We start from the raw sequence: 18,004 nt of genomic DNA, 5'->3' as shown, positions 1-18,004 counted from the left end.
GCAGGCTGCGCGACTGGGGGCGCACCGTCGAGGGGCTCGGTTTCGGCCTGCTGATGGTCTCCGACCACGTCGTGATCACGTCCGACGTGGCCGAGCAGTTCCCGGTGCCGTTCCCGGTCCACCACCAGCTGTTCGGCCGCGGCGGCGTGCTCGGGCGGCGGCGGCTGCCGCAGCCGGGCGAGCCGCAGGTGCCGGCGCCGGTTGCGGGCCAGGTTGCAGACGGTGGCCCGCAGGTAGGCCGGGGCGGTCTCGGGGCGCCGCAGCGTCTCCGCCCGGTCGTGGAGCCGGGCGAACGCCTCCTGCGCCACGTCCTCGGGATCGTCCGCGCCCAGCAGGCCGGCCAGCCCGACCAGCCGGGAGTAGTGCGCGGCGAACAGCTCCTCCAGCACCGGCGGGGCGGGCGACGCCCGTCCCCCTGCCGAGATGTCCTTGACAGTCATCACGCCGGTAAGACACCCGGACGCGAAACCAGATGACAACGAACGCCCCACTCCCCCTTCCCGCCGCCCAGCGTTCACTTCTCCTTCACCAGGTGGCGTCAACCGTCGGAACGCGTCGTGTGTCTCTGACCCGTGTATAGACGATCACGGCGAAGGATCCACCGGGCGGGGGGCGCCGCCCTGGCACTGGCGCTGTCGCCGGCGCTGGCCGCCGCGTGCGGGACGACCGGTGGCGCCGAGCCTCCGCTCGTCCCTCCCGAGCGGGTGGTCGCCGCGAGCCAGAGCAAGGCGATGTGCCTGGGATACAACGGGCTGGAAGGGCAGAACCCCGTGGCGGAGGTGCGCGCGGGACGGTTCCGGGCACCGGGCCTCGCCCCCGTGCGCGTCGCGACCGGCACGGACGTGGACTGGGGCCTCGACCCCTACCACGACCGCACGTGGCAGCTGTGGCTGCACTCGCTGGAGTGGCTGGGCGGCGCGATCAGGGCCCACGAGCGGTCGGGGGACCGCGCGGCGCTGGAGACCGCGGCGGGGATCGCCCAGGACTGGCTGAAGGACAACGGCTCCCCGGAGCGGTTCTCGAAGGACCGCCGCGAGGCGGTCTCGGAGGGCACCAAGTTCCGTCTCGCCACGCTGGTGTGCCTGCGCCGCCGCTACTCCGCGCCCTGGCTCGACCGGGCCATCGCCCAGCACGCCGAGTGGCTGGCCCGCCCCGAGCACTACTCGGGCCCGTGGAACCACGGCACCGACGAGTCGATGATCCTCATGACGGCGGGCTGCGGGATCGGCCGCGCCGACCTCGCCGAGGCCGGGTACCGGCGGCTGCTGGAGGCGATACTGGACCCGCCGGGCGGCGCCCGCCCGGCGATCGACGCCGAGGGCGCCGACAACGAGCAGTCGACCCACTACACCGTCTACAACCGGTCCCGATGGCGGCTGGCCTTCGACGTGATGCGCACGTGCGGACGGTCCGTCCCCGCCGAGCTGGAACGCAGGCGGGAACTGATGGACGAGTTCATCGCGTTCCAGAGCACCCCCGGCGGCGACATGCTCCAGATCGGCGAGTCGTACGCGGCCAGGGCCTCCGAGCTGAGCCGGCCGGGCGACGGCCTGATCCGCTACGTCGCCACCGGCGGGCGGAAGGGCCGGCGGCCCCCGCACCGCACGCGCGTCTACGAGGCCGGATACCTCATGGGCCGCTCCGGATGGGGCGGCCGGGGCGGGCGCCGCTACGCCGACGAGATGGCCTACACCGCCCGCTTCGGGCCCGGCCGGTACGCGCACGGCCAGAACGACCACATGGCCCTCACCTTCCACGCGCTCGGCTCCGACATCCTCGTGCCGAGCGGGCACATCGGCTACAGCGACCCGCCGTGGCAGGCGTGGCTGCGCTCGCCCGAGGCGCACAACACCCTCGTGGTGCCCGGCGCGCGGTTCAGCGGGAAGACCCCGACGGCCCTCACCGCGCACCGGTTCGCGCGCGGCGCCGACACCTTCCGCTTCGCCGACACCGCGTTCGAGGGGACGACCCGGTCCCGGTCGGTGCTCGCCGCGTCCGATCCGGACGCCCTCGTCGTGCTGGACGAGGCCCGCTCCGCCACGCCCCGCGTCGCCGAGCAGCTCTGGCACCTGCCCGCCACGTTCTCCGCCGTCCCGAGCGGCACGGGCGCCGTCGCCACGGCCGGCGGGCTGCGCGTCGACTTCCTGCGGATCCCGCTGCCGGGCACGCGGCCGCAGCCCACCCGGGTCGTCCAGGGCAGCCTCAGCCCGCCGCAGGGCTGGATGGTGCCGTCGTCGCGCCGGACCCTGCGGGCGCCGACGGTGGCGCTGCCCGAACAGGGGACGCTGGTGAGGACGCTGACGCTGATCGCGCCGACGCGCGACGGCAGGGCCCCCGCGGTCCGGACGGTCTTCCCGCCGGGGGGCGGCGTGCGCGTCGAGGCCGAGTTCGCGGGCCGGCGCCTCGGGTTCGAGGTCGCCGCCGACGGCACGCTGCGCCGTCTTCCCTGAGTCGCGCGGGCACGGCGCCGGCCCGCCCCGGGAGGGCGGGCCGGGCGGACGCCGTGGATCAGGGGGCCAGCATGTCGGCCGTGAGGTTCGCCTCGGTGCCCGGGATGCCCTGGTCTCCGGCGCGCTTGTCGGCCATCGCGAGCAGCCGCCGGATCCGCCCGGCGATGGCGTCCTTGGTCAGCGGCGGATCGGCGAGCTGGCCGAGCTCCTCCAGAGACGCCTGCTTGTGCTCCAGCCGCAGCCGCCCGGCGTTCACCAGGTGCTCGGGCGCGTCGTCGCCGAGGATCTCCAGTGCGCGGGCCACCCGCGCGCCCGCCGCGACCGCGGCCCGCGCCGAGCGCCGCAGGTTCGCGTCGTCGAAGTTGGCGAGCCGGTTGGCGGTGGCCCGCACCTCGCGGCGCATCCGCCGCTCCTCCCAGGCCAGCACGCTGTCGTGCGCGCCGAGCCGGGTGAGCAGCGCGCTGATCGCGTCGCCGTCGCGGACCACGACCCGGTCGACGCCGCGGACCTCGCGCGCCTTGGCGTGGATCTTCAGCCGGCGGGCCGCGCCGACCAGCGCGAGCGCCGCCTCGGGGCCGGGGCAGGTCACCTCCAGCGACATCGACCGGCCCGGCTCGGTCAGCGACCCGTGCGCGAGGAACGCCCCCCGCCACGCCGACTCGGCGTCGCAGGCCGCCCCCGCGACCACGTGCCGGGGCAGCCCGCGGACGGGGCGGCCGTTGTTGTCGATGAGGCCGGTCTGGCGGGCCAGGGACTCCCCGTCGCGGAACACCCGGACGACGTAGCGATTACCCTTGCGCAGCCCGCTCGGCGCGAGCACCACGACCTCCGAGGTGTGCCCGAACACCTCCGCGATGTCCTTGATGAGCCGCCGCGCCGCCACCCCGGTGTCGATCTCGGCCTCGATCACGATGCGCCCGCTGACCAGGTGCAGCCCCCCGGCGAACCGCAGGAGCGTCGAGACCTCGGCCTTGCGGCAGCACGGCTTCAGCACCGTGAGCCTGCTCAGCTCGTCCTTGACCACACCGGTCATCGCCATGGATGAACCCTCCCCCTATCCGACTCCCAGCAGTGTGGCCGATGACGGCCCGGCCGGACGTCACTCACTGAATATCTGTACGAAGGCTTGGGCCAGGCGGGCGGGTTCATGACGCGGCGAGCCGTCGTCGGCGGCGACGTCGGCCAGGACGAGCCGGCCGCCGAGCGCCTGGACGGCCTTGTCCAGGGCGTCCGGGTCGTCGACGACGCCGCCGTCGGCGAGGACGACGTCCACGCGAAGGTCGGGCGCGTGGGCCTGCAGGACCTCCAGGTGGGTCTGGGGGGAGAAGTCGTCGGTCTCGCCGGGCTGCGGCGCCAGGTTCAGCGCGACGACGCGGCGGGCGCGGGCGGCGGTGAGCGCGCGGGCGAGCGCGGGCACCTTCAGGTGCGGCAGCACGCTGGTGAACCACGACCCGGGGCCGAACACGATCCAGTCGGCGTCCTCGACGGCCGCGAGCGCCTCCGGGCAGGCCGGCGGGTCGGCGGGCACGAGCGAGACGCCGAGCACGGCGCCGGGCGTCTTCGCGCACGCCACCTGGCCCTTGACCCGCGTCACCTCGGCGGGCCGGTCCGGGTCGGCGCCGCGCACCTGCGCGACGATGTCCATCGGGACCGCCGCCATCGGCAGCACCCGGCCGTGCGCGCCGAGCAGCCGCCCGACCCAGTCCAGGCCCGCGACGGTCGAGCCGGGCTCGTCGCCGCCGAGCAGCTCCCACAACGCGACGATCAGCAGGTTGCCGACCGCGTGGTCCTTCAGGTCCCCCTCGCTGCGGAAGCGGTGCTGGACCACGTCGCGCCAGGTCTGACCCCACTCGTCGTCGCCGCAGAGCGCGGCCAGCGCCATGCGCAGGTCACCGGGGGGCAGCACGCCGAGCTCGCGGCGCAGCCGGCCGCTGGAGCCGCCGTCGTCGGCGACCGTGACCACGGCGGTCAGCCGGTCGGTGACGCGGCGCAGCGCCGACAGCGAGGCGTACAGGCCGTGGCCCCCGCCGAGCGCGACGACCTTCGGGCCGAGGGGCTTCACCGTGCCGCTTCTCTCCTTCTCCGGGCCCCCGGCCGGGTCACGGCCAGGGGGCTCACTCGCGGCCGAGGTCACGATGGGCGACCTGCACCTCGATGCCCGCGTCCCGCAGCCTGGCGGCGATCTGTTCCGCCATGGCCACACTACGGTGTTTGCCGCCCGTACAGCCCACGGCCAGCGTGACGTAGTGCTTGCCCTCCCGCTCGTACCCGTCGGCGAGCAGCCGCAGCACCTCGGCGTAGGCGTCCAGGAACTCCTTGGCGCCGCGCTGGCCGAGCACGTAGTCGCGGACGGCGGTGTCGCGGCCCGTCTTGGGCCGCAGCTCCGGCACCCAGTGCGGGTTCGGCAGGAACCGGCAGTCGACGACGAGGTCGGCGTCCACCGGCAGGCCGTACTTGTAGCCGAACGACACCACGGTGGCGCGCAGGCTGGACTCCCCGGTGTCGTTGCCGAAGAATCCGATGATCTTGTTGCGCAGCTCGTGCACGTTCAGCCCGCTGGTGTCGATCACCAGGTCGGCCTCGGCGCGCACCTCGCGGACCAGCTCGCGCTCGCGGGCGATGCCGTCGACCAGGCGCCCGTCGCCCTGCAGCGGGTGCGGGCGGCGGACGCTCTCGAAGCGGCGCACCAGATCGGCGTCGCCGGCCTCGAGGAACACCACCCGCGGGTGGACCCCGCGCGCCTCCAGCTCGGCGATCGAGGAGTGCAGGTCCGCGGTGAACGCGCGGCTGCGCACGTCCACGACCACGGCGATGCGCGGCACCGCGTCCTTCACCCGGCCGCCGAGGTCGGCCATCGTCGCCAGCAGCCCCGGCGGCAGGTTGTCGACCACGAACCAGTCGAGGTCCTCCAGCGACTTGGCCGCCGTGCTGCGCCCCGCCCCGGACATGCCCGTGACGATGACGATGTCCGGGATCTTCGTGTCGCTGCTCATGGCCGTTACCCCCTGTGCTCCCCGTCGCCGCCCGCGACGTCCCCTCGCCCCTTGTCCGTCCGGGCCGTCCCGGGCGCGCCGCGCAGCGCCGCGACGATCCCCTCGGCGCTGCGCGGGCCGATGCCCGGGACCTCGGCGACCTGCTCGGGCGTCGCCTCCTTCAGCCGCTTGAGCGAGCCGAAGTGCTTCAGCAGCGCCGCCCGCCGCGCCGGGCCCAGACCCGGAACGTTATCGAGTTCGCTCACCGTCATGGCCTTGGAACGCCGCTGCCGGTGGAAGGTGATGGCGAACCGGTGCGCCTCGTCGCGGACCCGCTGGACGAGGAACATGCCCTCGCTGTTGCGCGGGAGGATCACCGGGTCGTCCTCGCCGGGCAGCCAGATCTCCTCCAGCCGCTTGGCGATGCCGCACACCGCGATGTCGTCGACGCCCAGCTCCGCCAGCGCCCGCCGCGCCGCTGCGACCTGCGGCGGGCCGCCGTCGACGAGCACCAGGTTGGGCGGGTAGGCGAACTTGCGGGGCCGGCCGGTCTCGGGGTCGATGGGCTGGTGCGCCGCCGCGTCCGCGGCGTCCCCCGCCCCCTGGACGGCCTCCGCCGCGCCCTCCTCCGCCGCGTCCTCGCCCGCGTCATCGGCCGCGCGGTCGCCGAGCGCGTCGAGCTCGCCCGTCCGCTCGCTCTCGGCCAGGTACCGGCGGAACCGGCGGGTGATCACCTCGTGGATGGAGCGGACGTCGTCCTGGCCCTCCACCGCCTTGATCGTGAACCGGCGGTACTCGCTCTTGCGGGCCAGGCCGTCCTCGAACACGACCATGGACGCCACCACGTTCGTGCCCTGCAGGTTGGACACGTCGTAGCACTCGATGCGCAGCGGCGCCTCGTCCAGCTCCAGCGCGTCCTGGATCTCCTGCAGCGCCCGGCTGCGGGTCGTCAGGTCGGACGCGCGGCGGGTCTTGTGCTGCTTGAGCGCCTCGTGCGCGTTGCGCGCGACCGTCTCCAGCAGCGTCCTCTTGTCGCCGCGCTGCGGGACCCGCAGCCGGACGGGGCCGCCCCGCTGCTCGCTCAGCAGCTCGGTCATCGCGTCGGTCTCGGGGGGCAGCTCGGGGACCAGCACCTCGCGCGGCACCGAGTCGCTCTCGCCGTAGATCTGGATGAGGAAGTGCTCCACCAGGTCGGCGGTGCTGACCTCCTCGACCTTGTCGACCACCCACCCGCGCTGCCCGCGGATGCGGCCGCCGCGCACGTAGAAGACCTGGACCGCCGCCTCCAGCTCGTCCTCGGCGAAGGCGACCATGTCGCAGTCGGTGGAGTCGGCGAGGACGACCGCCTGCTTCTCCAGCGCCGCCTCCAGCGCGCGGATGTCGTCGCGCAGCCGCGCGGCGCGCTCGTACTCCTGCGACGACGCCGCCTCGCGCATGTCGCGTTCGAGGCGCTTGATGAAGCGCCCGGTGTCGCCCGCCATGAAATCGCAGAAGTCCTCGGCCAGCAGCCGGTGCTCGGCGGGCGAGAGGCGGCCGACGCAGGGCGCCGAGCACTTACCGATGTAGCCGAGCAGGCAGGGCCGGTCGAGCTGGTGCTGGCGCTTGAACACGCCGGCGCTGCAGGTGCGGACGGGGAAGACGCGCAGCAGCTGGTCGACCGTCTCCCGGATCGCCCACGCGTGGGAGTACGGCCCGAAGTAGCGCACGCCCTTGCGTTTGGCGCCTCGCATCACCATCACCCTCGGGAACTCCTCGTTGAGGGTGACCGCGAGGTAGGGATAGGACTTGTCGTCCCGGTAACGGACGTTGAACCGGGGATCGAACTCCTTGATCCAGGAGTATTCGAGCTGCAGCGCCTCGACCTCGGTCCCGACGACGGTCCAGTCGACGCGGCACGCGGTCCGCACCATGGTCTGGGTGCGCGGGTGCAGTGCGGAGAAGTCGGCGAAGTAGGAGTTCAGCCGCGAGCGAAGGCTCTTGGCCTTGCCCACGTAGATGACCCGGCCGTGCTCGTCCCGGAACCGGTACACCCCCGGTGACTCGGGGATGGAGCCGGGTGCGGGCCTGTAGGTCGCCGGATCTGCCACGGTGAAAAGCCTAGTGGCCCCCGCCGACACGCCGCCCCCGCGCGGCCTCGCGGCCAGGCACGTCCGCCGCGGGAGTGACGCAGGTCTCGCCCGGCCGCCGGATGATCGCGCCTTGATCGGAAAGGGACGTCCGGACGGAAGCACCCGCACGCTCGGAGGAGGTCGTAGCGAACGTGTCCGCGCTCTGGGCATGGATCGTCCTGGCGGCCGTGGTCGCCATCTCAGTGATCGTCGTCGAGGGGGGCCGCCGGCTGCTGGCGGGCCGCCTGTCGTCCCGCTGGCCCGCCGTGGGGCGGGTCGCCCGGCGCTGTACGGCGCCGGCGTTCGCGTTCGCCGCGGTGACCAGCGCCGGCACGGCCATGCCCTACCGGTACATGCGGGACGGGCCGGACGACCCCGTCCGGCAGGCGCTGCGGATCGCGGCCATCGGCGCCACCACCTGGCTGGTCCTGCGCATCACCTACGCGCTGACCGACCCGCCGCTCGCGCGGCTGACGCGCATCGAGGGCGAGCGCAACCGGCGCGCCCGCCGGGCCCGGACCCAGATGATGCTGCTGCGCCGCATCGCGGCCATGGTCGTGGTGATCCTGGCGGTGGGCGCCGCGCTGTTCACCTTCCCTGCCGTGCGCGCCGTCGGCGCCGGGGTGCTCGCCTCGGCCGGCGTCGCGGGCCTGGTCGTCGGCATCGCCGCCCGGCCCACGCTCGGGAACCTGCTGGCCGGGCTGCAGCTGGCGTTCAGCGACGCGCTGCGCCTGGACGACGTCGTGGTGGTCGAGGGGCAGTGGGGCCGCGTCGAGGAGCTCACCCTGTCGTACGTGGTGGTCTGGCTCTGGGACGACCGGCGGCTGATCCTGCCGGTCTCCTACTTCACCGAGCAGCCCTTCGAGAACTGGACCCGGCACAGCAGCCGCGTCATCGGCTCGGTCGAGCTGCACGTGGACTGGTCCGTGCCGCTGGAGGAGCTGCGCGCCGAGCTGTACTCGATGCTCCGGGAGCACCCGCTGTGGGACCGGCGCGAGTGGGTGCTGCAGGCCATCGGCGTCCAGCCGAACGGCCTGGTCACGCTGCGGGCCCTGATGAGCGCCGCCGACTCCGCCAGCGCGTGGGACCTGCGCTGCGACGTCCGCGAGCACCTGATCGCCTACATCCGCGCCCATCACCCCGAGGGGCTCCCGCGCTTTCGCGTGACGCCGGACCACCCGGACGGTGCCGCCGCGGATCAGGCCGCCGCCGACCGGGCCGCCACGGACGGGGACACCGCCGATCGGGCCGGGGACGGCGCCGCCGCCGGCGGGACCGCCACGGGCGGCCCGGCGCGCGCGATGCCGCTCAGGTGAGGGTGATCTGACCGCCCTGGACCGTCACCGTCTTCTTCGGCAGCGGCTCGGTGGCGGGCGGGTTCGCCACCGAGCCGTCAGTGATCTTGAACTTGCTGCCGTGGCAGGGGCAGTTGATCGTGCCGCCGGAGACCGACCCCACGGTGCAGCCCCGGTGGGTGCAGATCGCCGAGAAGGCGGTGAACTGGCCCTGGGCGGGCTGGCAGACCACGACCTTCTCTCCCTCGAACACCTTCCCGCCGCCCACGGGGATCTCGCTGGAGGCCCCCAGCGCCTTGTTCCCGCCGCCGGGCCGCGATCCCGCGGACCCTCCGCCGTCCCCCTCGTCCTTGGACGAGTCGTCGCCCCCGCCGCATGCCGCCGCCAGCCCGGCGACCCCGGCCAGCCCGGCGCCGACGAGGACTCCGCGGCGCGTGTTCCCGGGGGCCGGTGCCCCCGGCGCTCCGGCCGCCCCGGGCCGCTCGGCCGTGACCGTCCTCGTCTCGGACTCCTGTGGCATGCTCTCCGCCCTCCGCCGGGTACCCGCGGGTCCCGTTCGATCGCGATCCGTCACCGGTGTTACGTATCCGCGAGGACACCGGTTCAAATTCGAAGAAGATCAATGATCCCGGCTTCGGACGACCACGACGACGTCACCCCCCGTCCCGGACCTCTCCCCCGCCGGGCGAGGGCACCGGGTCGGCCGAGAAGCGCGCCGTACGGGGGTCGCGCTCGGTGCCGGTGCGGTGGGTGAGCACGCCGTACAGCTCCGGCCTGCGGCCCTGTATCCAGCGCCGGCCCGTGGACAGCGGCAGCAGGTCGAGATCGAGGTCGGCGGTGACCATGGCGTCGCCCGCCGCCCAGGTCTCGGTCAGGATCCGCCCGTACGGGTCCAGGATCATCGCGTTGCCGGTGCGGATCTCGTCGTCGTCCACTCCCACGCCGTTGCTGAACAGCACGAACAGGCCGTTGTCGTGGGCGCGCGCGGGCAGCCACCGCATCAGCCACCCGCGCCCGTTGGGGCCGCGCAGTTCCGCCTCGATCGCCTCCCGGTTCCGCAGCCGGTCGTGCCACAGCCGCTGCGGGATCGGCTTCATGCCGTGCGGGCTCCGCGACGCCGTCCCGCCCGTCTGGTGCGGCGCCACGAGCACGGACGCGCCCAGCAGCGCGGTCGCCCGCACGTTCTCGACGAGGTTGTTGTCCCAGCAGATCAGGATGCCCATCCGCACGCCCCACGGCGTGTCGAACACGGTGTAGCCGTCCCCGCTGGAGATCGCCTCGTGCTCGAACGCGTGCAGCTTGCGGTGCACGTGGACGGCCCCGTCCGGCATGCACACGGCGTAGGAGTTGAACAGCCGGCCCGCCGCCCCCCGCTCCAGGAAGCCCACGCCGACGGCGACGCCGTACTCGGCGGCCAGGCGCCGCACGGCCTCGACGGAGGGGCCGGTCGCCGGCTCGGCCAGCTCGGCGAGCCGTTCCGCGCTCTGCCTGCGCAGATGCCAGTAGCCGAGCAGGCACATCTCCGGGAAGGCGACCAGCTGGACGCCGTCCGCCGCGGCCTCGCGCACGTAGGCGCGCACCCGGGAGAGGTTGTACTCCTTGTCATCGGGCCGATGTTCGAACTGCACGGACGCGCAGCGCAGCATGTCTCCTCCTGCGGGTCGTTCGGGGGATCCAGGGAACCGCGACGCCCATCCATACGTCCAATGAATCTTTGGACCGCTCACATAACCTGATGGAATGGACATTCGCCTGCTGCGCGGTTTCCTCGCGGTCGCCGAGCACCGCGCCTTCGGCCGGGCGGCGCGCGCGTGCTCGATGACCCAGCCCGCGCTCACCAAGCAGATCCAGGCCCTGGAGGCCCAGGCCGGCGGCCGGCTGTTCCACCGCGGCAGGCACGGCGCCGCGCTCACCGCCCTCGGCGCGGCGCTGCTGCCCGAGGCGCACGACCTCGTCCGCCGCGCCGACGCCCTGGCCCTGCGGATGGGCCGCCTGGCCCGCGGCGAGGTCGGCCGGCTCGCCGTCGGGTTCGGCATGTCGACCCTCGAACTCGCGCCCCGGGCCGTGGCCGAGTACCGGCGCACCCACCCGGACATTGACATCACGCTGGACGACATGTCCACGCGCGACCAGCTGGAGCGCCTGGCGTCGGGTGACCTGGACGTGGGCTTCGTCCGGCTGCCCGTCGACGCCCGGTGGGGGCGCCTGGTCCTGCGCACCGACCGGCTGGCCCTGGCCTCCTCCCTCGGCGCCGGGGAACGGGAGCCGGAGAACGAGCCCTGGACGGGGGCGTTCGTCCGGCTCGCGACCGCCAAGGGACCGGGGCTCGCCGCGCAGGTCGAGCGCTACCGGGAGGCGGCCGGGATCGCCGGGCCCGTCGTCCAGGAGGCCCACGACCTGCAGACCGTGCTGGCACTGGTCGCGGCGGGCGTGGGCCGGGCGCTCGTCCCGGCGGGCGCCGGGGCGGTCGCGCCGCCGCAGGTCGCGCTGACCCCCATCGACCATCCGGCGGCGCGCTGGCGCGTCGGCGCGGTCTGGGACCGGGACGCCGCGGCGCCGCCGGTGCGCGCGTTCCTGGAGGTGGTCCGCGCGCTCGCCGCTACGCCTCCGTGAGGATCTTGCTGAGGAAGGTGCCGGTGTGGCTGGCCTCGACCTTCGCGATGTCCTCGGGCGTGCCGGTCGCGACGACCGTGCCGCCGCGCGAGCCGCCCTCGGGGCCCATGTCGACGATCCAGTCGGCGGTCTTGATGACGTCCAGGTTGTGCTCGATGACGATCACCGTGTTGCCCTTGTCGACCAGGCCGTTGAGCACGCCGAGGAGCTTGCGGATGTCCTCGAAGTGCAGGCCCGTGGTCGGCTCGTCCAGCACGTAGATGGTGCGGCCCGTCGAGCGCTTCTGCAGCTCGGCGGCCAGCTTGACGCGCTGCGCCTCGCCGCCCGACAGCGTCGGCGCGGGCTGCCCGAGCCGGACGTAGCCGAGGCCGACGTCGTTGAGCGTCTTCAGGTGCCGGTGGATCGCGTTGATCGGCTCGAAGAACGCGGCGGCCTGCTCGATCGGCATGTCGAGCACCTCCGAGATCGTCTTGCCCTTGTAGTGGACCTCCAGCGTCTCCCGGTTGTAGCGGGCCCCGTGGCACACCTCGCACGGGACGTAGACGTCCGGCAGGAAGTTCATCTCGATCTTGATGGTGCCGTCGCCGGAGCAGTTCTCGCAGCGGCCGCCCTTGACGTTGAAGGAGAACCGGCCGGGCTGGTAGCCGCGCACCTTCGCCTCGGTGGTCTGCGCGAACAGCTTGCGGATGTGGTCGAACACGCCGGTGTAGGTCGCCGGGTTCGACCGCGGCGTGCGGCCGATCGGCGACTGGTCGACGTGCACGACCTTGTCGAGCTGGTCGACGCCGTTCACCCGGCGGTGCTTGCCGGGGACGGTGCGCGCCCCGTTCAGCTGCTTGGCCAGCGAGTTGTACAGGATGTCGTTGACCAGCGTCGACTTGCCCGAGCCCGACACCCCGGTCACGGCCGTGAGGACGCCGAGCGGGAAGGCGACGTCGACGTTGCGCAGGTTGTTCTGCTGGGCGCCCTTGACGGTGATCTCGCGGCTCCTCGCGCGCGGCCGGCGCACCGCCGGGACGGCGATCTCGCGCCGGCCCGACAGGTACGCGCCGGTGAGCGAGCGCTCGGAGGCCAGCAGCTCCTCGACGGTGCCCGAGACCACGATCTCGCCGCCGTGCTCGCCCGCCCGGGGGCCGATGTCGACGACCCAGTCCGCGGCGGCGATGGTGTCCTCGTCGTGCTCGACGACGATCAGCGTGTTGCCCATGTCGCGCAGCCGCAGCAGCGTCTCCAGCAGCCGGTGGTTGTCGCGCTGGTGCAGGCCGATGGACGGCTCGTCCAGCACGTACAGCACGCCGACCAGGCCGGACCCGATCTGGGTGGCCAGCCGGATGCGCTGCGCCTCGCCGCCCGCCAGCGTCGCCGAGGCGCGGTCGAGGGTGAGGTAGTCCAGGCCCACGTCCAGCAGGAACCCCAGCCGCGCGTTGATCTCCTTCAGCACCCGCTCGGCGATGTGCCTGTCGCGCTCGTTCAGCTCCATGGCCAGCAGGAACTTGGCCGCCTCGCCGATCGGCATGGCGGCCACCTCGGCGATCGACACCCCGCCCATCGTGACCGCGAGCACCACCGGCTTGAGCCGGGCGCCCTTGCACGACGGGCACGGGATCTCCCGCATGTAGCCCTCGAACTTCTCCCGGCTGGAGTCGCTCTCGGACTCGGCGTGCCGCCGCTGGATGTAGGGGAGCACGCCCTCGTAGGCGGTGTAGTACGAGCGCGTCCGGCCGTAGCGGTTCTTGTACCGCACGTGGACCTGCGTCTCGTGCCCGTTGAGGATCGCCTTGCGCGCCTTCGCCGGGAGCGTGTCCCACGGCGTGTTGAGGTCGAAGCCCATCGCGTCGCCCAGGGCCGACAGCAGCCGCAGGAAGTAGTCGCTCACGTGGCCGTTGGACCACGGCTGGATCGCGCCCTCGCCGAGGGTCAGCTCCCCGTCCGGGATGACGAGCTCGGGGTCGACCTCCATCCGGGTGCCGAGCCCGGTGCAGTCCGCGCAGGCGCCGTAGGGGGAGTTGAACGAGAACGAACGCGGCTCCAGCTCCTCGAACGACAGGTCGTCGTAGGGGCAGTAGAGGTGCTCGGAGTACATCCGGGTGCGGTGCTCGTCGTCCTCGGGGAGGTCGACGAAGTCGAGCACGATCGTGCCGCCGGCGAGGCCGAGCGCGGTCTCCACCGAGTCGGCGAGCCGCTGGCGGGCCGACTCCTTCACGGCGAGCCGGTCGACGACCACGGAGACGTCGTGCTTCTCCTGCTTCTTCAGCTTGGGCGGCTCGTCCAGGCGGATCATCCGCCCGTCCACCAGCGCCCGGGAGTAGCCCTTGGACTGGAGCTCGCGGAACAGCTCCAGGTACTCGCCCTTGCGCCCGCGGATCACCGGCGCCAACACCTGGAACCGGGTGCCCTCGTCCAGTTCGAGCACCCGGTCGACGATCTGCTGCGGGGCCTGCCGGCTGATCGGCCGCCCGCAGTCGGGACAGTGCGGATGCCCGATCCGGGCGTACAGCAGCCGCAGGTAGTCATAGACCTCGGTGATGGTCCCGACCGTCGACCGGGGGTTCTTGCTGGTCGACTTCTGGTCGATCGACACCGCGGGCGAGAGCCCCTCGATGAAGTCGACGTCGGGCTTGTCCATCTGGCCGAGGAACTGCCGGGCGTAGGCCGACAGCGACTCCACGTACCGGCGCTGCCCCTCGGCGAAGATCGTGTCGAACGCCAGGCTGGACTTGCCGGACCCCGACAGACCGGTGAACACGATCATGGAGTCCCGCGGAAGGTCCAGCGAGACGTCCTTCAGGTTGTGCTCGCGTGCTCCACGCACGATGAGTCGGTCATGCACGGCGTTGTTCCGGTTCCTCTTCTGGGCGCGGGTGATGGGACAGGTCGGTCCCAGGCTAGCCAGGGGGTGCGACAGATTCCCCCGAGTCCATAACAGCGGTGGTCACCGCCACCATTCCGGGCGCACGAGCGCCCTTCCGAACCGTACACGTGTTCGAACGCCCCTGCCACCGGATCCCCCGGCGCGTCCCCCCGCCGCCCGGCCGCGCTCCCCGGGCGCAAACGGTCCCGGGGCGCGCGGGATCCGGGTCTGGCACGGGCGCTGGTGGTGCGACAGGATTGGGCCTCCTGCGGACGAGGGGGCTCCTGTGGACGTGCGAGACGTCATCGTCGAGGTGGATCTGGGCGTGGAGCGGGTGGTGCGGACCCTGACGGCGCTCACCGACCGGGACGTGCGCGCCCCGTCCCTGATGCCGGGGTGGAGCCGCGGGCACGTGGTCACCCACATCGCCCGCAACGCCGACTCGCTGTGGAACCTGCTGGAGTGGGCGCGGACGGGGGTGAAGACCCCCCAGTATCCGAGCATGGAGTCCCGGGACGCCGACCTGGCCGCCGGGGCGGCGCGGACCCCCGCCGAACTGGCCGAGGACGTGCGCGCCTCGCAGGCCCGGTTCACCGAGCGGGCGCGGACGCTGCCGGAGGAGGCGTGGAGCGCTCCCGTCCAGGCGATGATGGGCTGGACCCATCCGGCGTGGTACACCGTGCTGCGCCGCTGGCACGAGGTCGAGGCGCACCACGTGGACCTCGCCGCCGGATACGGTCCCGCCGACTGGCCCGAGGCGTACGTCCGGTGGGCGCTGACCAGCACGCTGGCGGATCTGGCCGCGCTCCCGGAGACCTCCTGGGCGGCTCTGGCGGGCCACCGGATCGTCGCCACCGACTCCGGGGAGACGGCCGGGCTCGGCTGGGTCCCCGGCGGGCCGGAGGCGTCGGGGTCGGGCCGGGCCCTGCTCGGCTGGCTGAGCGGGCGCTCGTCCGGCGCGGGCGTCGCCCTGCGGCCGGACGGCCCGCTCCCGCAGCCGCCCCCGTGGCCCCATCCGGCCGCCGGCTTCTGAGCCCGGCACCGGCCGGAGCGGACGGCCCGGAGCGGGTCAGTCCTCGCGCCCCGAGAGGCGGTGCAGGGCCTCCACCGAGCGGACGACGATCACGTTGCGGGTCACCGTGAGGTGGACGGGGTCGGTGGCGAGGATCTGCGCGACCTTGCGCCGCCCCATGCCCGCCCAGCGGCCGAGATCCTGCTGGGAGACCGGGACCCGCACCTGATGACCGCCCACCGCCGCGCCGTCCGGGCCGTCCGGGCCGTCCTCCTTCAGCGGCGCCCCGAAGCGCTCGACGAGGCGGAGCAGCCGGCCGGCGAGGCGGCGCTCGGGGTCGTCGGGGAAGTGGGCGACGCGCAGCTCGTTGGCGTCCCTCAGCCGCTCGGCGAGGACGGCGGCGACGGCCCAGGCGGAGCCGGGGTGGGCGTCCAGGACGGCGCGGAACCGCGCGGCGGGCAGCACGAGCGCCTCGACCGCGGTGAGGGCCTCGACGTTGGCGTGCCGGGCGCCGCCGTCGACCGCCTCCAGCTCCCCCACCAGGTCTCCCGGGCCGAGGACGTCGAGGATGGCGATCTCGCCGGCCCGCGACACCCACACCCGCACCGCGCCGGAGCGCAGCACGAAGACCTGCGAGGCGCGGGTGTGCTCGCGCGTCAGGAAGGCGCCCGGCCTGATCATCGCCGTGGTGCCCGCCCGCCGCAGCGCCTCGCGCGCCCGCTCGGGCAGGGCGTCCCAGAACGGGGTGGTCCGCATCCCGCCTCCTCGCCTGGCCCCGGGCCGGGGCGTGGTGCCCCGGGTTCCAGTCAACGTGCCGGGGCGACGTCGGACCGCGTACTACGTCACATGTCGAGCGACGCGTCCTCCAGCCATTTGTCCAGGACCCGCGCGCGGCGGGCGCAGTCGGCGGCCGCGGCGGTGTCGCCGAGGGCCAGGTGCGAGTCGCGCAGCAGGCCGAGGGCCTCCCGCTGGCCGCGGTGGTCGCCGGTGTCCCGGCGGATGGCGATCTCGGCGCGCAGGTGCTCGGCGGCGCGGGTGTGCTTGCCGAGCATCTGGGAGGCGCAGGCCATGGTGTGCAGCGCGTACGCCTGCTCGCGGGTGTCGCCGAGCTCGGTGGCCAGCGCCAGCGCGCGCCGTCCCGTCTCCAGCGCCTCGTCGGCGTGGCCGAGGTCGAGGTGGATGCCGGCGAGGTGGGCCAGCGCCGTCCCCTCGCTGTGCCGGTCGCCGACCTCGCCGAGCACGCGCAGGGCGTCGTGCTCCATCGCGAGGGCCTCCCGCGGGCGGCCGCTGCGGCGCAGGACGGCGGCGAAGGTGTCCATCCCGACGCCCATGCCGTACCAGTCGCCGATCCGGCGGCGGATCTGCAGCGCCTGGCGCGCCGCGTGCTCGGCGTCGCGCGGCAGCCCGAGCCGCAGGTAGGTGCGGGCGAGGCTGCCGAGGGTGCCGGCCAGCCCGCTCTGCGCGCCGAGGTGATGCCACAGGTCGAGGGCCTCCAGGCCGAGGACGAAGGCCTCCTGGTGACGTCCGAGGCGGCGCATCACGACCGACAGGTGCTCCAGGTCGTGGGCCTCGCCGTGCTGGTCGCCGATCTCGCGGCGGATCTCCAGGGCGCGCAGCAGGTGCTCGCGGGCCTCCCGGTACCGGCCCAGGCGCCAGTGGACGATGCCGATCTGGGCGAGGGTCTCCGCCTCGCCGTGCCGGTCGCTGATGTCGCGGTGCAGGCGCAGTGCCTGACCGCAGTAGGTGAACGCCTCGGCGAACCGGGCGGCGTCGCACATGAGCATGCCCAGCGTGGTCAACGCGCGCGCTTCCCCATAGCGCGCTCCAAGCGCGCGGTAGGCGCGTAGTGCCTGGTCCGCGTCGCGCTGGGCCAGCTCCCGGAGCCCGAGGGCCGCGTTCATCCGGGCGAGCTCCGTCAGTGCTTGGGCCGCGCCGTGCCTGTCGGCCTCCTCCTGCCTGATGTAGAGGGCTTCTAGCGCGTGCAGGACGGCCTCGTGGACATTGCCCCGGCGGCGGTGGATCTGCGCCACCGTGAGCAGGGTGCCCGCCACCCCCGGACGGTCGTCGATCGCGCGCCTCACGTCGAGGGCCCTGGCCGCATGGCGGAGGGCCGCCTCGTAGTCGCCGAGCCCCAGCAGCGCCCGGGCGATCGTGTCGTGGCCCTTGCCGATGCCCTCGTCGTCCCGCAGTTCCTCGTGGACGGCGAGGGCGCGGCGCGTGTGCTCGATGGACGTCAGGTACCGGCCCAGCGCGGCGTGCACGTCCGCGAGCGTGTCCAGCGCGGCGGCCTCCCCGTACCGGTCGGGCGGGTCCATGGCCCGGAAACCGCGCCGCGCGTCCTCGCCGTACCCGATGGCCTGCACCGAGCGTCCCGACTCGAAGTGCGCGACGGCGAGGTTGTGCAGCATCACCGCCGCGGCGCCCCAGTCCTCCTCGGTGCGCGCGGCGTGCAGGCCGGCCTGGTGGACGGCGATGTTGTCATCGCCGTAGCGGCGGAACTCCTGGAAGTCGAAGAGCGCGTCGGCCAGTTCCCAGCAGGTCCGGTGCAGCCCGAGGCGCGCCGCCTGGTGGACGGCGGCGACCAGGTTGCGGCGCTCGGCCTCGAACCACGCGAGGGCGGCGGCACGGGCGGCGGCGGGCGGGCGCCCCCGCGCCCCGCCCGAGATCGGAAGAGCGTCGTGTAGGGAAAGAGTGTAGATCTCG

General features: G+C 73.8%; 14 protein-coding genes. 4 read left to right on the top strand and 10 right to left on the bottom strand.

The window, feature by feature from the left end; all coding sequences use genetic code 11:
• Window positions 1–440: sigma factor (locus E1291_RS28115; RefSeq protein ID WP_278045289.1), on the bottom strand; the 440-nt coding region annotated here is incomplete at its 3' end.
• Window positions 441–572: 132 nt separating this feature from the next.
• Here E1291_RS28115 and E1291_RS28110 point away from each other — a divergent pair.
• Window positions 573–2,450, top strand: a complete 1,878-nt coding sequence (locus E1291_RS28110; RefSeq protein WP_131741098.1) for a heparinase II/III domain-containing protein — start codon at window positions 573–575, stop codon at window positions 2,448–2,450.
• A 58-nt stretch (window positions 2,451–2,508) separates the two neighbouring features.
• Here the strand turns inward: E1291_RS28110 and whiA are convergent, their stop codons facing one another.
• Genes whiA through uvrC form a run of 4 tightly spaced genes read right to left on the bottom strand, consistent with a single transcriptional unit; the run spans window position 2,509 to window position 7,509 of the window.
• The gene (gene whiA / locus E1291_RS28105; RefSeq protein WP_021595674.1) at window positions 2,509–3,489 is read right to left on the bottom strand and encodes a DNA-binding protein WhiA; all 981 of its coding nucleotides are present in this window, start codon (window positions 3,487–3,489) and stop codon (window positions 2,509–2,511) included.
• A 60-nt stretch (window positions 3,490–3,549) separates the two neighbouring features.
• Entirely contained in the window at window positions 3,550–4,512 is a 963-nt protein-coding gene (locus E1291_RS28100) for a gluconeogenesis factor YvcK family protein (RefSeq protein ID WP_131741097.1), read from the bottom strand.
• Between the two features lie 52 nt (window positions 4,513–4,564).
• Window positions 4,565–5,443 carry an RNase adapter RapZ gene (gene rapZ / locus E1291_RS28095; protein ID WP_131741096.1) on the bottom strand — a complete coding sequence of 293 codons (879 nt, stop codon included), beginning with the start codon at window positions 5,441–5,443 and terminating at the stop codon, window positions 4,565–4,567.
• A gap of 5 nt (window positions 5,444–5,448) precedes the next feature.
• The gene (gene uvrC / locus E1291_RS28090; RefSeq protein WP_131741095.1) at window positions 5,449–7,509 is read right to left on the bottom strand and encodes an excinuclease ABC subunit UvrC; all 2,061 of its coding nucleotides are present in this window, start codon (window positions 7,507–7,509) and stop codon (window positions 5,449–5,451) included.
• A 173-nt stretch (window positions 7,510–7,682) separates the two neighbouring features.
• Between uvrC and E1291_RS28085 the strand changes: the two genes are divergently transcribed.
• Window positions 7,683–8,846, top strand: coding sequence for a mechanosensitive ion channel family protein (locus tag E1291_RS28085; protein ID WP_242614420.1), 1,164 nt, complete (start codon window positions 7,683–7,685; stop codon window positions 8,844–8,846).
• Here the strand turns inward: E1291_RS28085 and E1291_RS28080 are convergent.
• Together E1291_RS28080 and E1291_RS28075 are read right to left on the bottom strand one after the other, a co-directional pair.
• Window positions 8,839–9,345, bottom strand: a complete 507-nt coding sequence (locus E1291_RS28080; protein WP_131741094.1) for a Rieske (2Fe-2S) protein — start codon at window positions 9,343–9,345, stop codon at window positions 8,839–8,841. The genes E1291_RS28085 and E1291_RS28080 overlap by 8 nt on opposite strands.
• Window positions 9,346–9,478: 133 nt before the next feature.
• Complete coding sequence (locus tag E1291_RS28075) at window positions 9,479–10,471, bottom strand: nitrilase family protein (RefSeq protein ID WP_131741093.1); 993 nt, start codon at window positions 10,469–10,471, stop codon at window positions 9,479–9,481.
• A gap of 94 nt (window positions 10,472–10,565) precedes the next feature.
• On the opposite strand from E1291_RS28075, the gene E1291_RS28070 reads away from it, so the two are divergent.
• A complete protein-coding gene (locus E1291_RS28070) occupies window positions 10,566–11,438 on the top strand; it encodes a LysR family transcriptional regulator (protein WP_131741092.1) in 873 nt (290 codons plus the stop codon).
• Here E1291_RS28070 and uvrA read toward each other — a convergent pair.
• A complete protein-coding gene (uvrA, locus tag E1291_RS28065; RefSeq protein WP_131741091.1) occupies window positions 11,425–14,268 on the bottom strand; it encodes an excinuclease ABC subunit UvrA in 2,844 nt (947 codons plus the stop codon). The genes E1291_RS28070 and uvrA overlap by 14 nt on opposite strands.
• A 307-nt stretch (window positions 14,269–14,575) precedes the next feature.
• Here uvrA and E1291_RS28060 point away from each other — a divergent pair, with 307 nt between their 5' ends.
• On the top strand, window positions 14,576–15,322 hold the full coding sequence (locus tag E1291_RS28060) for a maleylpyruvate isomerase family mycothiol-dependent enzyme (protein WP_207400977.1): 747 nt from the start codon (window positions 14,576–14,578) through the stop codon (window positions 15,320–15,322).
• 36 nt (window positions 15,323–15,358) lie between these two features.
• Here E1291_RS28060 and E1291_RS28055 read toward each other — a convergent pair whose 3' ends face one another.
• Together E1291_RS28055 and E1291_RS45435 are read right to left on the bottom strand one after the other, a co-directional pair.
• Window positions 15,359–16,057 (bottom strand): Crp/Fnr family transcriptional regulator, encoded by a 699-nt coding sequence (locus tag E1291_RS28055; protein WP_131741090.1) that lies wholly within the window; start codon window positions 16,055–16,057, stop codon window positions 15,359–15,361.
• Between the two features lie 86 nt (window positions 16,058–16,143).
• The coding region (locus tag E1291_RS45435) for a tetratricopeptide repeat protein (protein ID WP_131741089.1) at window positions 16,144–18,004 on the bottom strand (1,861 nt) is incomplete at its 5' end.

This window comes from Actinomadura roseirufa (assembly GCF_900659635.1).
Taxonomy (GTDB): Bacteria; Actinomycetota; Actinomycetes; order Streptosporangiales; family Streptosporangiaceae; genus Spirillospora; species Spirillospora roseirufa.
The sequence above is the reverse complement of the archived record's forward strand: the minus strand, read 5'-3'. Positions and strand labels throughout refer to the sequence as shown.